The following is a 21201-nucleotide window of genomic DNA, read 5'->3' as shown; positions in this document are numbered from 1 at the left end:
TAAAGATACCGCAGGCTTCACGCCTGATTTCTCGCGCGTTCAAGCAAGGAAGCACGAAGCGAAGAGACCGCTCGATGGCTTGGCGACTGCGCGCATTTGTTCAAATTGAGCGGAGGCGCAAATCTCACAATTAACTCGCCTTCTACACGTTCCAAGTCATCAGTTAGGGCAAACGCCATTAGAAGGTTACGATGCATCCATTCATCAAGACGGCGCTCCCCTTCCTGATCAAATTTATAGTTTCCGTTCGCTCCCAAAAACGGCTTGAGCTTGAGCTCGTTGCACACGAGTGCGGCGAGACTGCGCCGAGGTGAGTGACCTTCGGTTCGACCGCGAAAATGGCAACGCCGGGCAAGCGATTTACCCAGCCCGATATAAATGAGCCTATCAGTGGGCGGGTCAATCACAGGAAGCTTAGCGCCATCCCGAAGGAAAAGCGCATAAACTCCGGGCGCTGAAGGCAGGATCAGCTCTTTACGCGGCCTTCGGGGCCATTCGTAGGGAATCAACAGGTCTGGTCGCGACAATCCCGCCCCTCCTCCTCACATATTCGGATAATTCGGCCCGCCGCCGCCTTCCGGCGTCACCCATTCGATGTTCTGGTTGGGGTCCTTGATGTCGCAGGTCTTGCAGTGGACGCAGTTCTGGCTGTTGATCTGGAACCGAGCCTCGCCCGTATCCTCGTCGGTCAGCCATTCGTAGACCCCGGCGGGGCAATAGCGAGTCGAGGGGCCGGCGAAGACTTTCAGCTCGCTTTCCTTCTGCAGCGCGCGATCCTTGAGGATCAGGTGGCATGGCTGGTCTTCCGCGTGGTTGGTAAAGCTGAAGGCCACGCTGGTCAGCCGGTCGAAGCTGATCTTGCCGTCGGGCTTGGGATAGGCGATCGGCTGGTGGAGGTCGGCGCGCTGGAGCTCCTCGTAATCGCGGTGGTGCTTCATGCTGATCGGCAGGCCGATCTTCAGCTGGCGCATCCACATGTCGATCCCCGCGAGCACGGTGCCGACATCGCCGCCGAACTTGGCGATGATCGGCTGGGCGTTCTGCACCTGCTTCAGTTCCTTGGCGATCCAGCTCTCGCGCACCGCCGCATCGTAATCCATCAGCTCGGTCTTTTCCGCGCCCGCCGCGATCGCGGCTGCGACACTTTCCGCCGCCAGCATCCCGCTCTTCATCGCGGTGTGGCTGCCCTTGATCCGGGGCACGTTGACGAAGCCCGCCGCGCAGCCGATCAGCGCGCCGCCGGGGAAGGCGAGCTTCGGCACGCTCTGCCAGCCGCCCTCGTTGATCGCGCGCGCGCCATAGGCGACGCGGGTGCCGCCTTCGAGATATTCGCGGATCGCCGGGTGCTGCTTCCAGCGCTGGAATTCCTGGAACGGCGCGACATAGGGGTTCTTGTAGTCGAGCGCCGTGACGAAGCCCAAGGCGACCTGGCCGTTGGCCTGGTGGTAGAGGAAGCCCCCGCCCCAAGTGTCGCTTTCGGACAGCGGCCAGCCCTGAGTGTGGATCACCCGTCCCGGCACGTGCTTCTCTGGATCAATGTCCCACAGTTCCTTGATCCCGAGCCCGTAGACCTGCGGCTGGCAGTCGGCCTCGAGGTCGAACTTTGCCTTCATCCGCTTGGTGAGGTTGCCGCGCGCGCCCTCGGCGAAAAGGGTATACTTCGCGTGGATCTCCATCCCCGGCTGGAAATCGCCCTTGTGGCTGCCGTCGGCGGCGACGCCCATATCCTGCGTGATCACGCCTGCCACCGCGCCGTTCTCGTCGATGATCACTTCTGCTGCGGGGAAGCCGGGGAACACCATCACCCCCAGCCCTTCGGCCTGCTCGGCCAGCCAGCGGGTGAGGTTGCCGAGCGAGCCGGTATAGCAGCCGTTGTTCGACATGAAGGGCGGCATCATCAGATGCGGCATCGGGTAGCTCTTGCCCTTCGACAGCACCCAGTGCCAGTTGTCGGTCACCGGGGTCTGCGCCATCGGGCAGCCCTGTGTGCGCCAGTCGGGCAGCAGTTCGTCGAGCGCCTTGGGGTCCACCACTGCGCCCGACAGGATATGCGCGCCTATCTCCGAACCTTTCTCAAGCACGATGATTTCGAGCTCGGAATTGATCTGCTTCAGCCGGATCGCGGCGGCGAGGCCGGCCGGGCCTCCGCCGACGATCACCACGTCGCAGGGCATGGACTCGCGTTCGATGTTTGCGCCGCTCATTGCGTCTCGTTTCCTCGTTGCCGGGCGCGGTGTCACCCGCGCAGAAGTTGCCGCAATGCCTTGTATACTGCGGCGCGACAGGTCAAGACCGCTGCAAGCTATGGACGAGCGGCAATCCCCCCCACTGATGCAGGAATTCGAGGCCGCGCTCGACTGGTGGCGGCTGGCCGGGGTCGATACGGACTTCGCCGATGACGTTACGGACTGGCTCGCCACGCCCGAAGCGGAGGCGACGGCACCTGCCCCCGTACCTTCCGCCACCCAGCCGCAGCGCCGCGCGCTTGTGCCCGACAAGCCGCGCGTCGCGATCGGCGGCGAGCGGGCGGGCTGGCCGACGGACCTTTCCGCCTTCCATCGCTGGTGGCTCGAATCGGACACGCTCGACGCTGGGGGCAGCTTCCCGCGCATCGCCCCACGCGGACTTGCGGGCGCGGAACTGATGGTCGTGGTGCCCGAACCAGAAGAGGTGGACCGCGAGACCTTGATGTCCGGACCCGAAGGCAAGCTGCTCGCAGGGTTCCTCGCAGCAGCGGGTCTTGGCACGAACCAGACCTATCTCGCTGCTGCTCTCCCTCGCCATACCCCGCTGCCCGAGTGGGACCGGCTCAAGGCCGATGGGCTGGGCGATCTGCTTGCGCATCACGTCGCGCTTGCGGCCCCGAATCGTATCATTGCCTTCGGGCGCAACATTCTGCCGCTTTTGGGCCACGATACGGCGCAAGCTGCTGCCACTTTACGGGTTTTTAACCATGACGGGGTCAGCGTGCCGTTAATGGCTGCCCCAACCCTCGGCGAACTCCTGCGCTCGGCAGGCCGCCGCAAGCAGTTGTGGCAGCGCTGGCTCGATTGGACGGAAGGCTGACGTGACAAGAACCCGCCCCGTACGCATGGCCCTGGCTCTGGCGCTTGCTGCCACGGGCGCCGCCACAGCCACTCCCGCCCTCGCCAATTCCTCCGCCGCCGACTATTTCCGCGCCCGCGCCACCTCGACCAATGTGCCGGAACTCCTCTCGAACGCCGAGAAGGAGTATTACCGCCAGCTGTTCACCGCGATCGACCGGGAGAAGTGGGCCGAGGTCCAGACACTGCTCGAGCAGCGCACAGACGGCCCGCTGCACCAGGTCGCGCTGGCCGAATTCTACCTCCACGCTGGCAGTCCGAAGGTCGAGGCCGAGCAGGTCCGCACCTGGCTTTCCGCCGGGACCGACCTGCCGCACAGCGAGAAGCTGGTGACTCTCGGCCAGAAGCGCGGGCTCGACGCCTATTACCCCGTGCCGGGACAGCAGGCATTCGTCAGTCAGGGGTATGCGTCCAAGCGCATCCTGCCGCGCAGCGTCGAGGACGGCTCGATGCCCTCCTCGATCCGCAGCGGTATCCTCGATCATATCAAGAACGACGACCCCGAGGGCGCGCGGCTGCTGCTCGACGGGATCGACGCGCAGCTCAGCGCCGAAGCGCGCGCCGAATGGCGCCAGCGCGTCGCCTGGAGCTATTACATCGAGAACCAGGATGCCGCCGCGCTTGGCATGGCTCGCACCGTGGGCGAAGGTTCGGGCGCATGGGTGGCGGAAGGCGACTGGGTCGCCGGCCTCTCTGCCTGGCGGCTCAATGATTGCGACACCGCCGCGACCCATTTCGAGCGGGCCGGCCAGCGCGCGGTCAACCCCGAACTGTCCGCCGCCGGTTACTACTGGGCAAGCCGCGCGCTGACCCGCTGCCGCCAGCCGGAAAAATCCGCCGAGCTGCTGCGCGGTGCAGCGCGGATGGACGAGACGCTCTACGGCATGCTCGCACTCGAGCAGCTGGGCCAGAAACCTCCGCGCGAACGCCAGACGGCCGACTTCAACCAGGCCGACTGGCAGGACCTGCGCAATGTCCCCAATGTCCGCACCGCGGTCGCGCTGTCCGAGATCGGCCGCAGCGATCTCGCCGACGAAGTCCTGCGCCACCAGGCGCGGATCGGCGATCCATCGCAGTATGACGAACTCTCGCGCCTTGCGCGCGAGCTCGGCCTGCCCTCGACCCAGCTGTGGATGGCGCACAACGCCCCGCGCGGTGCGCAGTCCGAACCCTCGTTGCGCTATCCCGCACCACGCTGGGTGCCGGTCAACGGGTGGAAGGTCGACCCCGCGCTCGCCTATGCCCACACGCTGCAGGAATCGAACTTCCGCGCCGCCGTGGTCAGCCCCGCCGGCGCGCGCGGGCTTATGCAGATCATGCCCGCCGCCGCGCGCGACCATGCCGGCAAGCTGGGCGTCGCGGGCAATGCCAGCGATCTCAACAATCCCGAGGTCAACCTTGCGTTCGGGCAGGAGCATCTTGCCATGCTGCGCGACAGCAGTGCCACCGGCGGGCTGCTGCCCAAGATCATGGCCGCCTACAACGCCGGCCTCAGCCCGATCACGCGGTGGAACACCGAGGTCAACGACCAGGGCGACGCGCTGCTCTATATGGAGAGCATCCCCTATTGGGAGACGCGCGGATATGTCGCCATCGTGATGCGCAACTACTGGATGTACGAGCGGCAGGCGGGCGGCGCTTCGCCCACCCGCGAGGCACTGGCGCAGGGCATGTGGCCGACCTTCCCCGAACTCAGCGGCGGCGGCGGCGTGCGCCTGACGCGGCGCGACTGACGGGCAAGCGATGGCGATAGACCCCGCGCGGAAGTTCAAGCCGATCAACATCGCCCTGCTCACCGTTTCCGACACCCGCACCGCTGCCGACGACACCTCGGGCGATATCCTCGCCGAACGGATCAAGACAGCGGGGCACAAGCTTGCCGCCCGCGCGATCGAGCGCGACGATGCCGACACGCTGGTCCAGCGACTCAACACCTGGATCGACGATCCGGGCGTGGACGCTATCGTCTCGACCGGCGGCACCGGCCTGACCGGGCGCGACGTGACCCCCGAAGCACTCGAGCGGGTGAAGGACAAGGACATCCCCGGCTTCGGCGAGCTGTTCCGCATGATCAGCTATTCGACCATCGGCACCAGCACGGTACAAAGCCGCGCCCTCGCCGTGCTGGCGCGCGGAACCTACATCTTCGCCCTCCCCGGCTCGAACGGCGCGGTGAAGGACGGCTGGGACGGGATCCTCGCCGAACAACTCGACAGCCGGAACAGGCCGTGCAATTTCGTGGAGCTGATGCCGCGGCTGCGGGAACGGTAAGTCCATGCGCCGCTTGGATGAGAAAGCTGCGAACCGACCCGTACTAGGTCTTGCTGATTGCCAGGAGATTACATAGCGGGTGAGTCTAGCGATCTACGTTTGGCTCGACGCCAGCCAGGGGATGATTATGAAAATTCTTTATTTCTATCTCTTCAGCCTCACAATTTACATGACTGACTTTTTCCTTGATGAGCATAACGTCGGATTGCCTACGAAACTTTTATTGATGACAATCTTCGTTTTTGCTCCAATTGTTTTGATATTCTACAGCCGCTTTCGCCCTGATCGTGGTACTTGAGCTTTCAAATTCGGATTCTGGTACGGCAGACCTTATCTAACGGTTTGTGCCTCATTCCCGGATTCATCGCACGATCCGGTTCTGTCTCAATTGCATCGCCGAACTCTCCACCGGATCAGGACCACAGCGCCCAAAACGCACTCTGGTTATCTCGTCATGTTCTGTGTATGTTCTCAACATGCGTCGTCCCCTCGAACCAGCCATCAACGGCCGCGGTGCCCAGTCGGGGGCGGTGCCGACCCGCTTCGGGCTGGCGGAGCGCGAAGTCGACGGCGACTGGCGCGACCATGTGCAAACTTTCGACGGACCACCGGTCAAACTGCGCACCACGGTGACCGAGGAATTCCCCAAGACTATCGTCACCTTCAATTCCTCGCCCGATGTGCCGTTCGACCGCTCGATCAACGCCTATCGCGGGTGCGAGCATGGCTGCGTCTACTGCTACGCCCGCCCGACCCATGCCTATCACGACCTTTCCCCCGGGCTCGATTTCGAGACGCGGTTGTTCGCCAAGCCGAATGCAGCGGAGATCCTGCGGCGGACGCTCGCCAAGCCCGCCTACAAGCCGCAATTCATCGCGATGGGGACAAACACCGACCCCTACCAGCCAATCGAGGCGCGCTATGCGATAACACGGCAAGTGCTCGAAGTGTGCCTCGAGGCGCGGCATCCGGTGACCATCACCACCAAGAGCGACCGGGTGCTGCGCGATCTCGACCTGCTGGCGGAGCTGGCCAAGCACAAGCTGACCGCCGTTTCGATCTCGGTAACGTCGCTAGACCCGGTGCTGTCGGGCAAGCTCGAACCGCGCGCCGCTTCGCCCGCCAAGCGATTGGCCGCGCTGGAGAAACTGGCTGCGGCGGGGGTCCAGGCGCATATCTCCATCGCGCCGGTCATCCCGGCAATCACCGACGAATTCATGGAGCGGCTGATCGAACGCGCCGGGGCGATCGGGGTGCGATCCGCCAGCTGGATCCCGCTGCGCCTGCCGCATGAGGTCGCGCCGCTGTTCCGTGAATGGCTCGAAGTCCATTACCCCGACCGCGCGGGTAAGGTGATGAGCATCGTCCGCTCGATCCGGGGCGGGAGAGAAAACGACCCCGATTTCTTCACCCGGATGAAGCCGAGCGGGGTGTGGGCCGACCTGTTCCGCGCCCGTTTCCGAATAGCCTGCAAGCGCGCGGGGGTCGGCAGGGACCGGATCGAGCTCGACTGCTCGCAGTTCCGGCGTCCCGAAGTCGGCGGGCAGTTGCGGCTGCTGTGAGCGCGCAATGCCCCGCCATGCCTAGCGGCGCGGTAAGAATTGGCGGCGACACTTTGTTAACGCTCGCAATCTAGCAATGGCAGGAGGCTCGACGTGCCGGGTAACGCGGGGGCCTGCCGATAACATCCAGCGAAGGGGCGCATCCATGTCGAAACTGACCCAAACTATCCTGCTCGCGTCGGTCCTTTTGATCGTGGTCGCGGTGATGTTCAACTCGGCTTTTGTCATCGGCGGAAGCGGTGTGGTGCTGCTGGTCGCCGTGGGCTACGCCTATGTCGTCAGCCGACGCGAGGCCGAGCGCGGCGAAATCGCCGACTAGAAACCTTCCCCGCCTTCGCCCGGCATGAACCGGACCAGGCGGCTGTCGACCAGCGCGGCGCTGCGGTTGACCACCGCCAGCTGGTAATCCGGATCCTTGATCATTGCGAAGAACGCCGCACTGTTCGGGTACTGCGCGACGAAGCCGTCGTCCCACCGCTCGGACTCCGGCCCGGTGACCATCGCCTGAAAAGTCCCGCGCCACACGATGCTGCCACCGACCCGGCGGAAGATCGGGCCGCTGGTCTTGCCATATTCCTCATAGGCGCGCCGCCCGGTCCAGCCCTTGCCATGGTGCTCGTGCCCCGCGGGATATTCCGCCAGCTCGCGATAGCGCAGCAGGTTGAGCATATGGATCGGCTCGTCGCGCGGCAGGTCCTTGAACGCCTGGAAACCGGCGGGGGTCGGGTCGATAAATGTGGTCTCAGCCATCCAATTTTCCTTTTGCTAACCTCCCCATCGTCTTGCGATGGGGAGGGGGACCGCCCGCAGGGCGGTGGAGGGGCTTTGGCGCGATTGGGTGCATCCATCCCACCCCTCCGTCAGCGCTTCGCGCTGCCACCTCCCCATCGCAAGTCGATGGGGAGGAATGTCCTACTCCGCCAGCCGGTAATCGGCGAACCGGTCGCGCAGGTCCTTCTTGCTGATCTTGCCAGTGGCGGTGTGCGGAATGTCATCGACGAACTCCACCGCATCGGGCAGCCACCACTTGGCGATCAGCGGCGTGAGGTGCGCGATGATATCGTCGGCCGAGCACTCCGCGCCTTCCTTCTTCACCACGAACAGCACCGGGCGTTCGTCCCACTTGGGGTGAAACATGCCAACGCAGGCCGCCTCCGCCACCGCCGGATGGCCGACCGCGGCGTTCTCGAGTTCGACCGAACTGATCCACTCGCCGCCCGACTTGATGACGTCCTTGGTCCGGTCGGTGAGCTGCAGCGTGCCGTCGGGGTGGATGATGCCGACGTCGCCGGTATCGAACCAGCCATCATTATGGGTCGCGTCCTGCTCGGCCTTGAAATAGCGCTTGATGATCCACGGCCCGCGGATCTGCAGCGCGCCGGAAGTCTCGCCATCACGCGGCAGCGGGGTAAGCATGTCGTCAAGGCTGACCGTGCGCAGCTCGACCCCGAACACCGGGCGGCCCTGCATCGCGGTCTTGGCCACCTTCTCTTCGAAGCTGAGCTGGTCCCAATCGAAGGTCGGCCCGCCGACCGTGCCGATGGGGCTGGTTTCGGTCATGCCCCAGGCATGCTGTACGCGGGTGCCGTTCCGCATCAGCCGTTCGATCATGAATTTGGGCGCCGCCGAGCCGCCGATCGTTGCGGCCTTGAGAGGCGGCAGGTCGATGCCTTGCTTGTCGCAATATTGGAAGTGCGCGAGCCACACCGTCGGCACTCCCGCGCTGTCGGTAACCCCTTCGCGCAGCATCAGTTCATGCAGCACCGCCGGGTCGTTGACCGCGGAGAAGACGAATTTGATCCCCGCCATCGCCCCGGCATAGGGCAAGCCCCAGCTGGCGGCATGGAACATCGGCACCACCGGCAGCATCACGCTCGCCGAGCTGAAGTTGAACGCCGCCGGTTGCAGTCCTGCCAAAGCGTGCATCAGGGTCGAGCGGTGCTCGTACTGCACCCCCTTGGGGTTGCCGGTCGTGCCGCTGGTGTAGCAGATCATACAAGGATCGGTTTCGCCGCCCGTGACCCATTCGAAATCGCCGTCCTGCGCGCCAATCCAGTCCTCGAAGGCGGTCGAGTGTGCGCCGGAATCGTAGCAGACGTAGTGCTCGACGGTAGTCCAGCGGTCTTTCATCCGGTCGACGATCGGCTGGAACGCCGCGTCGTAGCACAGCACGCGGTCTTCGGCGTGGTTGACGATATATTCGAGCTGGTCGTCGAACAGCCGCGGGTTGACCGTGTGGAGCACCCCGCCCATCCCGGCGACGCCGTACCAGCTGACCAGATGCCGCGAATGGTTCATGGCCAGGCTCGCGACGCGGTCGCCCTTGCGGATGCCGAGCGCCTGCAGCGCCTGCGCCATCTTCAGCGCGTCGCGCCGGATGCCCGCCCAGTCGGTCCGGGTCTCGCTGCCGTCAGCCCAGCGGCTGACTATTTCGCGGGTTCCAGCCTCGCGCGCCGCGTGATCGATCACGTGGGTGATGCGCATGGTCCAGTCCTGCATCGCGCCCAAAGAAGCCATCGCCGTCTCTCTCCTCTCGATTATCTTCTGCCGCATGTCATGCCCGCGCTTGCCAGCCTTGGCAATCGGCCTAAACCGGCGCGCGATGCAGTGGCTCTACGATTTCAAGCTGGTGGCGGTCGACCTGACCGGCCTCGCCAAGGATGCGCTACATATCTATGTCGCGCTGATCGTCTACGCGGCCAGCTGCATCATGTTCGGCTGGAAGACCTGGCAGTGGCGCACGCTGGTGCCGGTGCTGCTGGTGGCGCTCGCCAACGAGGTGAACGACATCCTCTTCAATCTCGAGATCGAGAAGAACCCCTATATCTGGAGCAGCGTGCACGACATGGTCAACACCATGATGCTGCCGGTCCTGCTGTTGGCACTGTCACGCTGGACGGGGATTTTCGCGCGACCGCTCGCCGAACCGGCAGACGCAGGGGAATCCGAGGAATCAGGCGACGAGCCGTAGGTGCGTCGCCCCACGGCGGGTGGTCAGCGAAACCTTGTCGAGGCCCTCGATCGCCGCGAGCCGCTCCGCCAGTTCGCCATCGAGTGCATAGTCCCGCCCAAGCCGGAGCTGCGGTTCGATGTCCGCGCCGGTGCGCAAGGTCACCATGACCTCGCCATGGCCCGGGGTTCCGGGGCCGAGCTCGAGCTTAAGATCGTGCAGCGCCGCCGCATCACGCACGTCGAGTGTCAGCAACATGCGCGAGCCGCCCTTGACCTCGTCGAGCGGCCGCGCGCCGCGCACGGTGATCCGCGGCGGTTCGTCGGGACTGGGCGAATCGAGCTCGACGTTGAGCAGGATGCAGGTCCCCTCCTGTGCCCAGCGGATGAAGTTCTCGACCAGTGATTCCTCGAAACAGGCGGCGCTGAACTGGCCAGTCTGGTCGGAGAAATCGGCGCGGACGAAATCCTTGCCCTTGCGGGTCCGCCCCTTGTTCACCTTCTCGACCATTGCCGCCATCACCGCCGGCTGACGGCCGCCCGGGGGCGCACCCGCTTCCATCAGGCTCTGGATGGTGCGCGCTCCATTGGCGGAGGCGACCGGCCAGAATTGCTGCACCGGGTGGGCCGAGAAATAGAACCCGAAATTCTCGCGCTCCCTCGCCATCCGGTCGGCGCGCGACCATTCCTCGACATCCCTGAGGCGCAGAGTGTCGTGGTTTGCATCCTCGCCGCCGAACAGGCCACCCTGCCCGCTTTCGCGCTCGCGCGCCGCGCTGTCCGCCACCGCCAGCAACAGGTCCGCATTTTCGAACAGCTTGGCGCGATTGCGCTCGAGCTGGTCCAGTGCGCCCGCGCAGATCAGCCCTTCAAGCTGGCGTGAATTCATACTGCCCTTGGGCAGGCGTTCGAACAGTTCCTTGAGGTTCTCGAACCAGCCACGCGCCTCGCGTTCGGCGACCAGCGCCTCCATCGCCTTCTCGCCGACGTTGCGGATTCCCGCGAGCGCATAGCGCACAGCATATCCGTCGTCGGTCTGTTCGACGGTGAACTCCGCCTCGGAGCGATTGACGTCGGGCGGCGCGATCTCGACCCCGTGGCGCCGCGCATCGTCGACGAACAGTGCCAGCTTTTCCGACTGGTGCATGTCGAAACACATCGATGCGGCGTAGAATTCATGCGGGTAATGCGCCTTGAGCCACGCGGTCTGGTAGGCAAGCAGAGCGTAGGCGGCGGCGTGCGACTTGTTGAAGCCGTATCCGGCGAACTTGTCGATCAAATCGAACAGTTCCGACGCCTTCCGCGCGTCGATGTCGGATACGCTCTTGCAGCCTTCGATGAAGCGCGCGCGCTGCTTGTCCATCTCTGCCTGGTTCTTCTTGCCCATCGCGCGGCGCAGGAGGTCGGCATCGCCGAGCGAGTAGCCGGCGAGGATTTGCGCCGCCTGCATCACCTGCTCCTGATAGACGAAAATGCCGTAGGTTTCGGCAAGGATGCCCTCGAGCTTGGGATGCGGGTATTCGATCGGCACCTCGCCCGCCTTGCGCTTGCCGAACAGCGGGATGTTGTCCATCGGGCCGGGCCGGTAGAGCGAGACGAGCGCGATGATGTCCTCGAACTTGGTCGGCTTCACCGCGGTCAGCGTGCGGCGCATCCCTTCCGATTCCAGCTGGAAAACGCCCACCGTGTTGCCCGACTTGAGCAGCTGGAACACCGCCGGATCGTCCCATGCGAGCGCGCCCAGATCGACCGCGATGCCGCGCTTCTCGAGCAGCTTCACCGCCTTCTGCAGCACCGACAACGTCTTGAGGCCGAGGAAGTCGAACTTCACCAGCCCGCTGCTCTCGACATTCTTCATGTCGTACTGCGTCACCGGCATATCCGACCGCGGATCGCGGTAGAGCGGCACCAGTTGAGCCAGCGGCCGGTCGCCGATCACCACCCCCGCCGCATGGGTCGAGCTGTTGCGCGGAAAACCTTCGAGCTGCATCGCGAGATCGACCAGCCGCTTGACCTCGTTGTCGTTCTCGTACTCGCGGCGGAAATCGGCCGCCCCGTTGAGCGCGCGCGGCAGCGTCCACGGATCGGTCGGGTGGTTGGGCACCATCTTGCACAGACGGTCGACATGGCCGTAGCTCATCTGCAGGATGCGCCCGGTATCGCGCAACACCGCGCGCGCCTTCAACTTGCCGAAGGTGATGATCTGCGCGACGTGATCGTGGCCGTATTTCTGCTGGACGTAGCGGATCACCTCGCCGCGCCGCGTTTCGCAGAAGTCGATATCGAAGTCGGGCATCGAAACGCGTTCAGGGTTGAGGAAGCGCTCGAACAGCAGCCCCAGCCGGATCGGATCGAGATCGGTGATGGTGAGCGCCCAGGCGACCAGCGAGCCCGCGCCCGAGCCGCGCCCCGGCCCGACCGGAATATCGTGATCCTTCGCCCATTTGATAAAATCGGCAACGATCAGGAAGTAGCCGGGAAAGCCCATCTGGTTGATCACCCCGACCTCGAAATCGAGCCGGTCGAAATAGGTCTGGCGCTCGTCCGGCGCCATCTCGCCATAAGGCGCGAGCCGCGCTTCGAGGCCCTTGCGCGCGTCCTCTGCCAGCATCCTCGCTTCGGCCTCGAGGTCGCCGGCGAGGCTGGGCAGGATCGGGTCGCGATGGGGCGGCGCGTAGGCACAGCGCTGCGCGATGACGAGGGTGTTGGCGATGGCCTCGGGCAAGTCGGCGAAGGCCTCCTGCATCATCCGCGCCGACTTCACCCACGCTTCGCGGTTCGAACGCGGGCGGTCTTCCGCCTCGATATGGGTCGAACCGGCGATGCACAGCATGGCGTCGTGCGCCGAATGCATGTGCGGTTCGGCGAAATTGGCCGGATTGGTCGCGACCAGCGGCAGGTCGCGCGCATAGGCGAGATCGAGCAACGCCCCTTCCGCGGCCTGTTCGGCCGCGTTCCCGCGCCGCGCGATTTCGATATAGAGCCGCTCGGGAAACAGGGCCTGGAGCTTGTCAAGCAGCGCCTCGGCGGCATCGACCTGCCCGTTTGCCAGCAGGTCGGTCAGTGCCCCCTCGCCCGCGCCGGTCAGCGCGATCAGCCCCTCGGTATGACTTTCCAGATCCGCGAGCCTGACATGCGGGGCAAGCTCCAGCGGACGGTCGAGATGCGCCTTCGACACGAGATGGCATAGATTGTCGTAACCGGCCTCGTCCTGCGCGTAGAGGGGCAGGTAATCGACCTGCCGGCCGCTGTCGTCACGCGCAACACCCAGCAAGGTCCCGATGATCGGCTGTACCCCTTCCGCCACGCAGGCAGACGCGAACATGACCGCGCCATAAAGGCCGTTGCGGTCGGCAATAGCGATGGCGGGGAACCCGCGCTCCTTCGCCAGTTTGGCGATGTTTTTCGGGTCGATCGCCCCTTCGAGCATCGAGTAGGACGAGAGAACACGCAGCGGAACGAAGGGGGCATAGGCCATGGCCGCACTATGGTGGGAGTAACGGGATTCGCCAACGGTCAGACGGAGCTTTTTGCTCCTTATTCGTCATCCCAGCGAAAGCTGGGATCGTTCTCGGTCTGGTGCAAGTTTGAACCCGATCCCAGCTTTCGCTGGGATGACGATCATTCGGGGCTTTCCGACTTCGCCGCCGCGATCTTGCGCCGTGTGTCGCGGATGCTCGACCATGCGCCGTAGACGATCAGAGCGCCGAGGAATATCCATACCCACAGCGGAATATTCCGCCCGGCGATGGCGAGATAGATATAGGCCGAAACGAAACAGAACCCTGCACACAGCGTCGGCAAGACGGTCGATTTCCCAGCCTTGGCGCGGCGCACCAGCCAGCCGATCGAGAGGATGAAGAACGGGATCGCACCGACGTAAATCCCGCCGAAAATATAGGGGTTCACCCCGTATTCCGCGCCGAGCGAAAGAAACCACTGGTTGATCGATTCGAGCATTCCGCCCTCCTTGCCTCGGACCGCAATTCGGGGCGCAGCCCGGCGTGGTTACAGCAGCTTCTCGATATCCTTGGCGATCCGCTCGGGCGTGTCCTGCGGCGCATAGCGCTTCACGACATTGCCCTCACGGTCGATCAGGAACTTGGTGAAGTTCCACTTGATCGCCTTGGAGCCCATCAGGCCGGGCGCCTCGCCCTTCATCCAGTCGAACAGCGGACTGGCATCGTCCCCATTGACATCGATCTTCTTCATCAGCGGGAAGGTGAGACCGAAATTGACTTCGCAGAACTGCTCGATCTCGTCCTGGTTGCCCGGTTCCTGCCCGCCAAACTGGTTGCACGGAAAGGCCAGCACCTCGAAACCCCGGTCCTTGTACTGCTGAAATACCGCCTCCAGCCCCTTGTATTGCGGGGTGAAACCGCAATTGCTCGCGGTGTTGACCACCAGCAGGACCTTTCCTAGCTTGTCGGACAGATCGAGCGCCGCCCCATTGGAACTCTCGACGGTGAAATCGGCTATCGTGCTCATGGCAAATCGTCCCTTTGCGCCAGCGCCATGATCTCGCCAACGTTGATGGTTCCGCCGCCGCTGTCGATCACCAGCCGCGCCCGGTCGTTCGCCGACATTGCGGCAACCTTGCGTACGAGATCACCCAAGGTGCTCTTTTCCACTGTGCGGAAGTGGTAGTGCAGGTCCGACCCGGAATCGTCTCGCTCCAGCAGCGTTGCGGAGGCATTCCAGTCGACGGCTTGCATGCGAACCCACCCTTTCACGACAGATGAACGCGCCTATTGGCACGCAGACCTTGCGCGGGCAAGCGGTCGCGGCGGTCTCAATCGCGTTCGCGCGGCTTGTAGATAAAATCGAAGCTGGGCGACCAGTTGGCGCCGTGATCGTAGGACACTTCGCCGAACTGCTGGACCCAGCCGTTCGGATTGGGCGTATAGGTCATCCGGACCAGGCCATGCTTCCCAGGTCCGCCGATGTGCTGCCAGTAACCGGTCAGCACGATCCCGTCGGCTACCTTGCCGCCGGTGAACTCGACCTTGCCGGGCGACGAGCCGATCCAGGTCTGGTGCCAGCGACCGGTCGCTGGGTCGAGGCTGTTGAGGCTGCCTCCGGCCCCGCCCTTGAGCGGCTTCCAGTTCTCGCGAATGGCGCAGCCGTTGTAGAGTTTCTCGATCCTGCTCTCGGCCACTTTATCGGCGCTGCCGTTGGGGTAGACGTCCCATTCGCCCACCCAGAAATCGAACTCCGCATGCTGCGGTGTATTACAGGCCGGAAGGGCGGGAGCGGAGGAAGCGGTCGTCGCCGCCTGCATCAGGATCGAAGCCAGAACACCGGATATCATCGCAGCTTCCTCCGCCGTCAGTCGAGCACGCCCTCGTGCAGCCTTACCACACGGTCCATCCGGCTCGCCAGCCGCTCGTTATGCGTCGCGACCAGCGCCGCGCTGCCTTCGCCGCGCACCAGCTCGAGAAACTGGGCGAGCACCTTGTCCGAGGTATGCTCGTCGAGATTGCCGGTCGGCTCGTCGGCTAGCACCAGCTGGGGACGGTTGGCCAGCCCGCGCGCAACTGCAACGCGCTGCTGCTCGCCGCCAGAAAGCTGGCTCGGCCGGTGCGTCAACCGCTCCGACAGGCCGAGCGAGCCGAGCAACTGTTCGGAGCGGACCGTGGCCTCTGCGGTCGGGACACCATTGATCAGCTGCGGCAGGTTCACATTCTCGACCGCAGTAAAATCGGGCAGCAGGTGGTGGAACTGGTAGACGAAGCCGAGATGGGTTCGGCGCAGGCTCGTGCGCCCGTCGGACGGCAGCGAACTTGCGTCGACCCCGCCGATCTCGATTTTGCCGCCGAAGCCGCCTTCGAGCAGTCCGACGGCCTGGAGCATGGTCGACTTGCCCGAGCCCGACGGGCCGAGCAGCGCGACGATCTCGCCCGGCAGGATCGTAAGGTCGACCCCGCGCAATACGTCGATCCGCTCCCCGCCCTGCTCGAAACTGCGGGTCAGCCCGGTGAGTTTGACGACGGAGTTACTCATAACGCAGCACCTGCACCGGGTCGGTCTTGGCCGCCTTCAGCGCGGGATAGAGCGTTGCCAGCAGGCACAGCCCCAGCGTCAGCAACGCGATGCTGGCCACTTCGACCACATCGACCCGCGCAGGCAGCTCGGTCAGGATACGCACCTCGGGGTTCCATAGCTGCGCTCCGGTAAGCCACTGGATACCTTCGACGATCGGCTGCCGGAAGGCGAGCAGAAGGAAGCCGAGCGCCAACCCCGCGCCGGTCCCGATCGCGCCGACGATGAAACCGGTGGTGACGAAAATCTTGAGCACGCTGCGCCGTGTCGCGCCCATCGTGCGCATGATTGCGATGTCGCGGGTCTTGGCGCGCACCAGCATCACAAGCGACGAAAGGATATTGAACGCCGCGACCACCACGATGATCGACAGCGCGAAGAACATCGCTACCCGTTCCACTTCGAGCGCTTCAAAGATGGAGGAATTGATCTCCTTCCAGCTCGAGACGACCGCCCGGCTCTGCAATCTGGCTTTTACCGGGGCCATGATCTCGTCCACCCGGTCCGGATCCTCGGTCTGGACCTCGATCATGCCGATCTTGTCGCCGCTGAGCAGCAACGTCTGCGCATCGGGGATAGGCATGATGACGAAGGCCTGGTCGAACTCGTAGATGCCCGTTTCCAGCAGCCCCGCCACTTCATAGCCGATCTGGCGCGGCACGGTGCCGAAGGGGGTTGTCCGTCCCTGCGGGTTGATGATGGTGATCGTGCTGCCGATGCTCGCGCCGATATTCTCCGCCAGCCGCGCGCCGATGATGACCTTGCTGGCGCCGGGCTTGAGGTCGCTCGCCCGGCCCGCGATCAGGTCTTCCTGCAGCGCGGCGATGTCCTCCGCCGTGTTGCCGCGCATCACAATGCCTTCGACCCGGCCGTTGAAACTCGTCAGCAGCGGCTGTTCGATCAGGGGGGAGGCCTCGGTCACGCCTTCGGTCGCGCGAATTTCCTTGAGCACGCCCTGCCAGTTGTCTAGCCGCCCGCCATAGGCCTGGACGATGGCATGGCCGTTGAGGCCGACGATCCGGTCGAGCAACTCGCCGCGAAAACCGTTCATGACGCTCATCACCGTTACCAGCATGGCGACGCTCAGCATCACCACCACCACGCTGATCCCTGCGACCAGCGCAATGAAAGCCTCGCTGCGCCCTGGTAACAGGTAGCGCTTGGCGATCGTCCGTTCGAAATTGGAAAGCAGCAAGATGGGCGAAACCCGCAATTGTGGCAAAGCTGCCGCTCCGATAGTCAGCCTTTCCTGTCGCTGCAATGAAATAGGCGCGCAAGCCTGTCGGCCGGACCCGCCCGCCCTTGTAATCTCGCTGCAACATCGCCATTGACGCGCACGACAGCAGCGCAGCCCAGCGCTGGCAGGACAGGCACGGGCGATCGGCAATGAATGTGACGGACCCTTTCAGGGACGCGGACGGCGACAAGCTGCGCGAAGAGTGCGGCATTTTCGGTGCGATCCGATCCGACCAAGCTTCTGCCCTCACCGCGCTGGGCCTGCACGCCCTGCAACATCGCGGGCAGGAAGCCGCCGGGATCACCAGTTTCGACGGCACGACGTTCTTTTCGCGCCGCGGGCTCGGTCACGTGGCGGAAAATTTCTCAACCCCTCAGCAGCTCGGCGAATTGCCCGGCTTCATGGCGGCCGGCCATGTCCGCTATTCGACCACCGGCGGTTCGGGGCTGCGCAACGTGCAGCCGCTTTACGCCGATCTCGCCAGCGGCGGCTTCGCGGTGGCGCACAACGGCAATTTCTCGAACGCGCAGGCGGTGCGCGACGACCTCGTCAGCCGGGGCGCGATCTTCCAGTCTACCTCGGACACTGAAGTCATCATCCACCTGGTCGCGACCAGCCGCTACCCCACGATGATCGACCGTTTCGTCGACGCGCTGCGGATGGTCGAGGGCGCCTATTCCCTCATCGTGATGACGCCCGAAGGGATGATCGCCTGCCGCGACCCGCTAGGCATCCGGCCCTTGCAGATGGGCAAGCTTGGCGATGCGGTGGTGTTCGCCAGCGAGACGGTGGCCTTCGATGTGGTTGGCGCGGAATTCACCCGCTCGATCGAGCCAGGCGAGCTGGTCAAGGTCGGGTTCGACGGCAAGGTCGAATCGCTCCGCCCGTTCGGCAACCACGCCCCCCGCCCGTGCATTTTCGAGCATGTCTATTTCAGCCGTCCCGATTCGATCTTCGACGGGCGCAGCGTCTATGCCGCGCGCAAGGCGATCGGCGAGCAGCTGGCGATCGAGAGCCCGGTCGAGGCGGACCTGGTGGTTCCGGTGCCCGACAGCGGCGTTCCGGCGGCGATCGGCTATGCGCAGCAATCGGGCGTGCCGTTCGAGCTCGGCATCATCCGCTCGCACTATGTCGGGCGAACCTTCATCCAGCCGGGCGACGGCGCGCGCACTTCCAGCGTGAAGCGCAAGCACAACGCAAATCGCGGCCTCGTGGAAGGCAAGCGGATCGTGCTGATCGACGACAGCATCGTACGCGGCACCACTTCGCTGCAGATCGTCGAGATGATGCGCGAGGCCGGGGCGAGCGAAGTTCATTTCCGCGTCGCCAGCCCGCCGACCGCGCACAGCTGCTTCTACGGCGTGGACACACCCGAACGGTCGAAACTGCTCGCCGCGCGGATGGATGTCGAGCCGATGCGCGAATTCATCAAGGCGGACAGCCTCGCCTTCGTGTCGATCGACGGACTTTATCGCGCGGTGGGGGGAATACCGCGCAATTCGGCCTGCCCGCAATTCTGCGACGCCTGCTTCACCGGCGAATATCCCACATCGCTGACCGACCTTGCGCAGAAGCAGGCCGGGGACGCACAACTCTCTTTCGACAAGGTAGCCTGAATGACCGACGCCAGACCGCTCGAGGGGCGCATTGCGCTTGTCACCGGTGCAAGCAAGGGCATCGGCGCGGCAACCGCGCAGGCGCTCGCGGCGGCCGGTGCGCATGTCATCCTGACCGCGCGCGACGTGCGTGCGCTGGAGGGCGTCGAGGATGCAGTCCACGATGCCGGCGGTTCCGCCACCATCGCGCCGATCGATCTGGCCGAGGGCGACGGCATCGCGCGGCTGGCATCTGCGGTTGCGGGCCGCTGGAACAAGCTGGATATTCTGGTGCTGTCTGCCGCGTATCTGCCGAACCTCACCCCGGTGACGCAGATCGACCCGAAGCAGTTCGCCACGGCGGTGACGACCAACCTGCTTTCAACGCAGGCGCTGCTCGCATCCTTCGATCCGCTGCTCAAGCGCAGCGGAAAAGGGCGCGTCATCGCGCTGACCAGCTCGGTTGGCGCCCAGCCGCGCGCGTTCTGGGCGGCTTACGGTTCGACCAAGGCAGCGTTCGAATCGCTGCTCGACAGCTATGCCGCCGAGGTCGAGAAGATCGGCGGCGTGAAAGTCGCGATCGTCGATCCGGGCGCGACCCGAACGGCGATGCGGGCCAAGGCCTATCCGGGCGAGGATCCGAAGACGGTCAAGGAGCCTGCCATGGTCGGCGCGCACCTCGTCGCACTGCTGGCACGCGATTTCGAGACCGGGCATCGCGAGCGAGTACCGGAAACCGCGTAAGACACTGGTAAATTCGCCTTAAGCACCCTCGGCAACCCCCGCGAAACCAGATCTGGCCACACTGTGCAATGCCTCCCGCGCACCCGCGCGTCAGGTCCGGTCAGTTTCAATACGGGGTTTCGGGCGATGATGCTGGATTCGACGAATAGCTATCACCTCGCGGCGCAGGAAGATCGCTGCAGCCCGCGCACCAAGCTCATCATCCCGGCGCAACTGCGTGCATCGGGCGGACGCGCGTTCCAGACCGTGGTGCACGACCTGTCGATTTCGGGCTTCAGCGCGTCGGCCATCAGCCGAATGCACGTCGGACAGCTATGCTGGATCACCCTCCCCGGTCTCGAATCGCTCCAGGCAGAGGTGGTGTGGTGGGAAAGCTCGATTGCTGGCTGCGCGTTCAGCGAATTGCTCAGCCCGATCGTGCACGACAACATCCTGCAGCGTTACAGTCCCAGCACGGTCTATCGCAGCACGCTCTGACGCAGATCAGGTGGCAGGCGCTGCTGCTTTGCTTGATTTCCGGTCGACCGCCGCCTGGACCGCCTTATAGAACCTCTCTCGCTCCGCGCCGACCCCTTCCTCATCGGTCGCCGTGGGCCAGTTGCTGTTCGATGCGATCACCAGCTTGCGCGCCGGGTCGATGAAGATGCCCTGCCCGAAAATTCCCTGCGCGGCGTAGCTGCCGTCGTCGTAGGTCCACCACTGGAAGCCGTAGCCCTTGCCCGGTGCGCCGATATCGGCCTGCTTGGTGCCGGCCTCGGCCATCCAGCCATCGGGCAGGATGCTTTCGCCATCAATCATCGCACCGGACATGATGAATTGCCCGAAGCGCGCGAAATCGCGGGTCGATGCCTGAATGCAGCAGCCGCTGATCTCGTGCCCGGTCGAGCCGAGCAGCCAGGTTGCATCCTGCTCCATCCCGAAGCGTGACCAGACTTTCTCGGACAGATATTCGGCCAGCGGCTTGCCGGTCGCCTCGCTCACCAGCACGCCGATGAGGTTGGTCTCGCCGGTCTTGTAAACCCACTTCTCCCCCGCCGGGGCCTCGCGCGGCAGTTTGCGCATATAGCTGACAGTCGCATCCAGCCCATCCTCGGCCTTGTGCTCGTTGAACAGCGCGACATCGGACTTTGGGTCGGTATAGTCCTCGTTCCATTTCACGCCCGAGGTCATGGTGAGCAGCTGGCGCACGGTCACATCGTCGTAGGCCGAGCCCTTGAGCCCGTCGATATAGTCGGTGACCTTGTCGTCGAGGCTCTTGATATGGCCGTCCTTAATCGCCGCGCCGACCATGGTCGAGGTCAGGCTCTTGGCGACCGAGAAGCTGGTCCATTTGCCTTCGGGCCCGAAGCCGAGGCCGTATTCCTCGGTAACCACCTTGCCATCGAGCAGGATGACCATTGCGGCGGTGCGCTGCTTCTTCATATAGGCGTCGAGATCGAGGCCGAGATCGAGTGGCTCACCCTTGGCGAGTGGAAACACCTTGTCGCCCGATTCGATCACCCGCGCCTCGGCCAGCACCGGGAGCGCATCCATCGCGCGGAAGGCTGCGTCGCGCTGCTCGACCGACCAGAACAGGACATTCCTGTCGGTCGGCATATGCGCGAGCAACTCGCGGGTATCCTTGGGCAGGAGGAACCACGTTACCCCGCCGGCGACGAGCAGCACGGCCAGCAGGCCGATGATCCATTTCTTCATTG

The 21201-nt window shown here is 64.3% G+C and carries 21 protein-coding genes; 9 read left to right on the top strand and 12 right to left on the bottom strand.

Annotated features, from left to right (window positions below):
* Positions 1-17: 17 nt before the first annotated feature.
* Together NSO95_RS06920 and NSO95_RS06915 are read right to left on the bottom strand one after the other, a co-directional pair.
* Positions 18-509, bottom strand: a complete 492-nt coding sequence (locus NSO95_RS06920; protein WP_257595451.1) for a GIY-YIG nuclease family protein — start codon at positions 507-509, stop codon at positions 18-20.
* A 33-nt stretch (positions 510-542) separates the two neighbouring features.
* Positions 543-2204: an electron transfer flavoprotein-ubiquinone oxidoreductase gene (locus tag NSO95_RS06915; protein ID WP_257595450.1), complete on the bottom strand. Its 1662-nt coding sequence runs from the start codon at positions 2202-2204 to the stop codon at positions 543-545.
* 127 nt (positions 2205-2331) lie between these two features.
* On the opposite strand from NSO95_RS06915, the gene NSO95_RS06910 reads away from it, so the two are divergent.
* The 5 genes from NSO95_RS06910 (at position 2332) to NSO95_RS06890 (ending at position 7256) form a co-directional block, all read left to right on the top strand.
* Positions 2332-3066 carry a uracil-DNA glycosylase family protein gene (locus NSO95_RS06910; RefSeq protein WP_257595449.1) on the top strand — a complete coding sequence of 245 codons (735 nt, stop codon included), beginning with the start codon at positions 2332-2334 and terminating at the stop codon, positions 3064-3066.
* 25 nt (positions 3067-3091) lie between these two features.
* Positions 3092-4837, top strand: coding sequence for a lytic transglycosylase domain-containing protein (locus tag NSO95_RS06905; RefSeq protein ID WP_257595906.1), 1746 nt, complete (start codon positions 3092-3094; stop codon positions 4835-4837).
* Positions 4838-4847: 10 nt separating this feature from the next.
* Positions 4848-5375, top strand: coding sequence for a molybdenum cofactor biosynthesis protein B (gene moaB, locus NSO95_RS06900; protein ID WP_257595448.1), 528 nt, complete (start codon positions 4848-4850; stop codon positions 5373-5375).
* A gap of 476 nt (positions 5376-5851) precedes the next feature.
* Complete coding sequence (locus NSO95_RS06895) at positions 5852-6937, top strand: PA0069 family radical SAM protein (protein ID WP_257595447.1); 1086 nt, start codon at positions 5852-5854, stop codon at positions 6935-6937.
* Positions 6938-7082: 145 nt separating this feature from the next.
* A complete protein-coding gene (locus NSO95_RS06890; RefSeq protein ID WP_257595446.1) occupies positions 7083-7256 on the top strand; it encodes a hypothetical protein in 174 nt (57 codons plus the stop codon).
* Here NSO95_RS06890 and NSO95_RS06885 read toward each other — a convergent pair.
* A complete protein-coding gene (locus NSO95_RS06885; protein WP_257595445.1) occupies positions 7253-7687 on the bottom strand; it encodes a DUF1330 domain-containing protein in 435 nt (144 codons plus the stop codon). The two genes, NSO95_RS06890 and NSO95_RS06885, sit on opposite strands and share 4 nt — an antisense overlap.
* Before the next feature lie 162 nt (positions 7688-7849).
* Positions 7850-9490 (bottom strand): long-chain fatty acid--CoA ligase, encoded by a 1641-nt coding sequence (locus tag NSO95_RS06880; RefSeq protein ID WP_257595444.1) that lies wholly within the window; start codon positions 9488-9490, stop codon positions 7850-7852.
* 49 nt (positions 9491-9539) lie between these two features.
* Here NSO95_RS06880 and NSO95_RS06875 point away from each other — a divergent pair, with 49 nt between their 5' ends.
* Entirely contained in the window at positions 9540-9908 is a 369-nt protein-coding gene (locus NSO95_RS06875; protein WP_257595443.1) for a hypothetical protein, read from the top strand.
* Here NSO95_RS06875 and dnaE read toward each other — a convergent pair.
* From dnaE to NSO95_RS06840, 7 genes are all read right to left on the bottom strand, one after another.
* Positions 9891-13364 (bottom strand): DNA polymerase III subunit alpha, encoded by a 3474-nt coding sequence (gene dnaE / locus NSO95_RS06870; protein ID WP_257595442.1) that lies wholly within the window; start codon positions 13362-13364, stop codon positions 9891-9893. The genes NSO95_RS06875 and dnaE overlap by 18 nt on opposite strands.
* Positions 13365-13507: 143 nt before the next feature.
* Complete coding sequence (locus NSO95_RS06865) at positions 13508-13846, bottom strand: hypothetical protein (protein WP_257595441.1); 339 nt, start codon at positions 13844-13846, stop codon at positions 13508-13510.
* 48 nt (positions 13847-13894) lie between these two features.
* Positions 13895-14374 (bottom strand): glutathione peroxidase, encoded by a 480-nt coding sequence (locus NSO95_RS06860; RefSeq protein ID WP_257595440.1) that lies wholly within the window; start codon positions 14372-14374, stop codon positions 13895-13897.
* Complete coding sequence (locus tag NSO95_RS06855) at positions 14371-14601, bottom strand: hypothetical protein (RefSeq protein WP_257595439.1); 231 nt, start codon at positions 14599-14601, stop codon at positions 14371-14373. The genes NSO95_RS06860 and NSO95_RS06855 overlap by 4 nt, the downstream gene beginning before the upstream one ends.
* Positions 14602-14678: 77 nt before the next feature.
* Positions 14679-15197: a hypothetical protein gene (locus tag NSO95_RS06850; RefSeq protein ID WP_257595438.1), complete on the bottom strand. Its 519-nt coding sequence runs from the start codon at positions 15195-15197 to the stop codon at positions 14679-14681.
* Between the two features lie 17 nt (positions 15198-15214).
* Positions 15215-15889, bottom strand: a complete 675-nt coding sequence (locus tag NSO95_RS06845; RefSeq protein ID WP_257595437.1) for an ABC transporter ATP-binding protein — start codon at positions 15887-15889, stop codon at positions 15215-15217.
* Positions 15882-17123 (bottom strand): lipoprotein-releasing ABC transporter permease subunit, encoded by a 1242-nt coding sequence (locus tag NSO95_RS06840; RefSeq protein WP_257595436.1) that lies wholly within the window; start codon positions 17121-17123, stop codon positions 15882-15884. The genes NSO95_RS06845 and NSO95_RS06840 overlap by 8 nt, the downstream gene beginning before the upstream one ends.
* Before the next feature lie 191 nt (positions 17124-17314).
* On the opposite strand from NSO95_RS06840, the gene purF reads away from it, so the two are divergent.
* The 3 genes from purF (at position 17315) to NSO95_RS06825 (ending at position 19981) form a co-directional block, all read left to right on the top strand.
* A complete protein-coding gene (gene purF, locus NSO95_RS06835) occupies positions 17315-18781 on the top strand; it encodes an amidophosphoribosyltransferase (protein ID WP_257595435.1) in 1467 nt (488 codons plus the stop codon).
* On the top strand, positions 18782-19504 hold the full coding sequence (locus tag NSO95_RS06830) for an SDR family NAD(P)-dependent oxidoreductase (RefSeq protein ID WP_257595434.1): 723 nt from the start codon (positions 18782-18784) through the stop codon (positions 19502-19504).
* 129 nt (positions 19505-19633) lie between these two features.
* Entirely contained in the window at positions 19634-19981 is a 348-nt protein-coding gene (locus tag NSO95_RS06825) for a PilZ domain-containing protein (RefSeq protein ID WP_257595905.1), read from the top strand.
* A gap of 6 nt (positions 19982-19987) precedes the next feature.
* On the opposite strand, the gene NSO95_RS06820 is transcribed toward NSO95_RS06825, so the two are convergent.
* The gene (locus tag NSO95_RS06820) at positions 19988-21199 is read right to left on the bottom strand and encodes a serine hydrolase domain-containing protein (protein ID WP_257595433.1); all 1212 of its coding nucleotides are present in this window, start codon (positions 21197-21199) and stop codon (positions 19988-19990) included.
* Positions 21200-21201: the final 2 nt, after the last annotated feature.

Origin of the sequence: Parerythrobacter lacustris, assembly GCF_024626475.1 — a bacterium.
GTDB classification, from domain to species: domain Bacteria; phylum Pseudomonadota; class Alphaproteobacteria; order Sphingomonadales; family Sphingomonadaceae; genus Parerythrobacter_A; species Parerythrobacter_A lacustris.
This window is presented reverse-complemented; position numbering and strand designations above follow the sequence as displayed.

Bases quoted from the DNA above. Each gene is read 5' to 3' on its own strand.
- moaB (WP_257595448.1), top strand. From the start codon at position 4,848: ATGGCGATAGACCCCGCGCGGAAGTTCAAGCCGATCAACATCGCCCTG.
- NSO95_RS06860 (WP_257595440.1), bottom strand. From the start codon at position 14,374: ATGAGCACGATAGCCGATTTCACCGTCGAGAGTTCCAATGGGGCGGCG.
- NSO95_RS06825 (WP_257595905.1), top strand. From the start codon at position 19,634: ATGCTGGATTCGACGAATAGCTATCACCTCGCGGCGCAGGAAGATCGC.
- NSO95_RS06910 (WP_257595449.1), top strand. From the start codon at position 2,332: ATGCAGGAATTCGAGGCCGCGCTCGACTGGTGGCGGCTGGCCGGGGTC.
- NSO95_RS06905 (WP_257595906.1), top strand. From the start codon at position 3,092: ATGGCCCTGGCTCTGGCGCTTGCTGCCACGGGCGCCGCCACAGCCACT.
- NSO95_RS06850 (WP_257595438.1), bottom strand. From the start codon at position 15,197: ATGATATCCGGTGTTCTGGCTTCGATCCTGATGCAGGCGGCGACGACC.
- NSO95_RS06880 (WP_257595444.1), bottom strand. From the start codon at position 9,490: ATGCGGCAGAAGATAATCGAGAGGAGAGAGACGGCGATGGCTTCTTTG.
- NSO95_RS06855 (WP_257595439.1), bottom strand. From the start codon at position 14,601: ATGCAAGCCGTCGACTGGAATGCCTCCGCAACGCTGCTGGAGCGAGAC.
- NSO95_RS06865 (WP_257595441.1), bottom strand. From the start codon at position 13,846: ATGCTCGAATCGATCAACCAGTGGTTTCTTTCGCTCGGCGCGGAATAC.
- NSO95_RS06895 (WP_257595447.1), top strand. From the start codon at position 5,852: ATGCGTCGTCCCCTCGAACCAGCCATCAACGGCCGCGGTGCCCAGTCG.
- NSO95_RS06830 (WP_257595434.1), top strand. From the start codon at position 18,782: ATGACCGACGCCAGACCGCTCGAGGGGCGCATTGCGCTTGTCACCGGT.
- purF (WP_257595435.1), top strand. From the start codon at position 17,315: ATGAATGTGACGGACCCTTTCAGGGACGCGGACGGCGACAAGCTGCGC.
- NSO95_RS06820 (WP_257595433.1), bottom strand. From the start codon at position 21,199: ATGAAGAAATGGATCATCGGCCTGCTGGCCGTGCTGCTCGTCGCCGGC.
- NSO95_RS06885 (WP_257595445.1), bottom strand. From the start codon at position 7,687: ATGGCTGAGACCACATTTATCGACCCGACCCCCGCCGGTTTCCAGGCG.
- NSO95_RS06890 (WP_257595446.1), top strand. From the start codon at position 7,083: ATGTCGAAACTGACCCAAACTATCCTGCTCGCGTCGGTCCTTTTGATC.
- dnaE (WP_257595442.1), bottom strand. From the start codon at position 13,364: ATGGCCTATGCCCCCTTCGTTCCGCTGCGTGTTCTCTCGTCCTACTCG.
- NSO95_RS06915 (WP_257595450.1), bottom strand. From the start codon at position 2,204: ATGAGCGGCGCAAACATCGAACGCGAGTCCATGCCCTGCGACGTGGTG.
- NSO95_RS06875 (WP_257595443.1), top strand. From the start codon at position 9,540: ATGCAGTGGCTCTACGATTTCAAGCTGGTGGCGGTCGACCTGACCGGC.
- NSO95_RS06845 (WP_257595437.1), bottom strand. From the start codon at position 15,889: ATGAGTAACTCCGTCGTCAAACTCACCGGGCTGACCCGCAGTTTCGAG.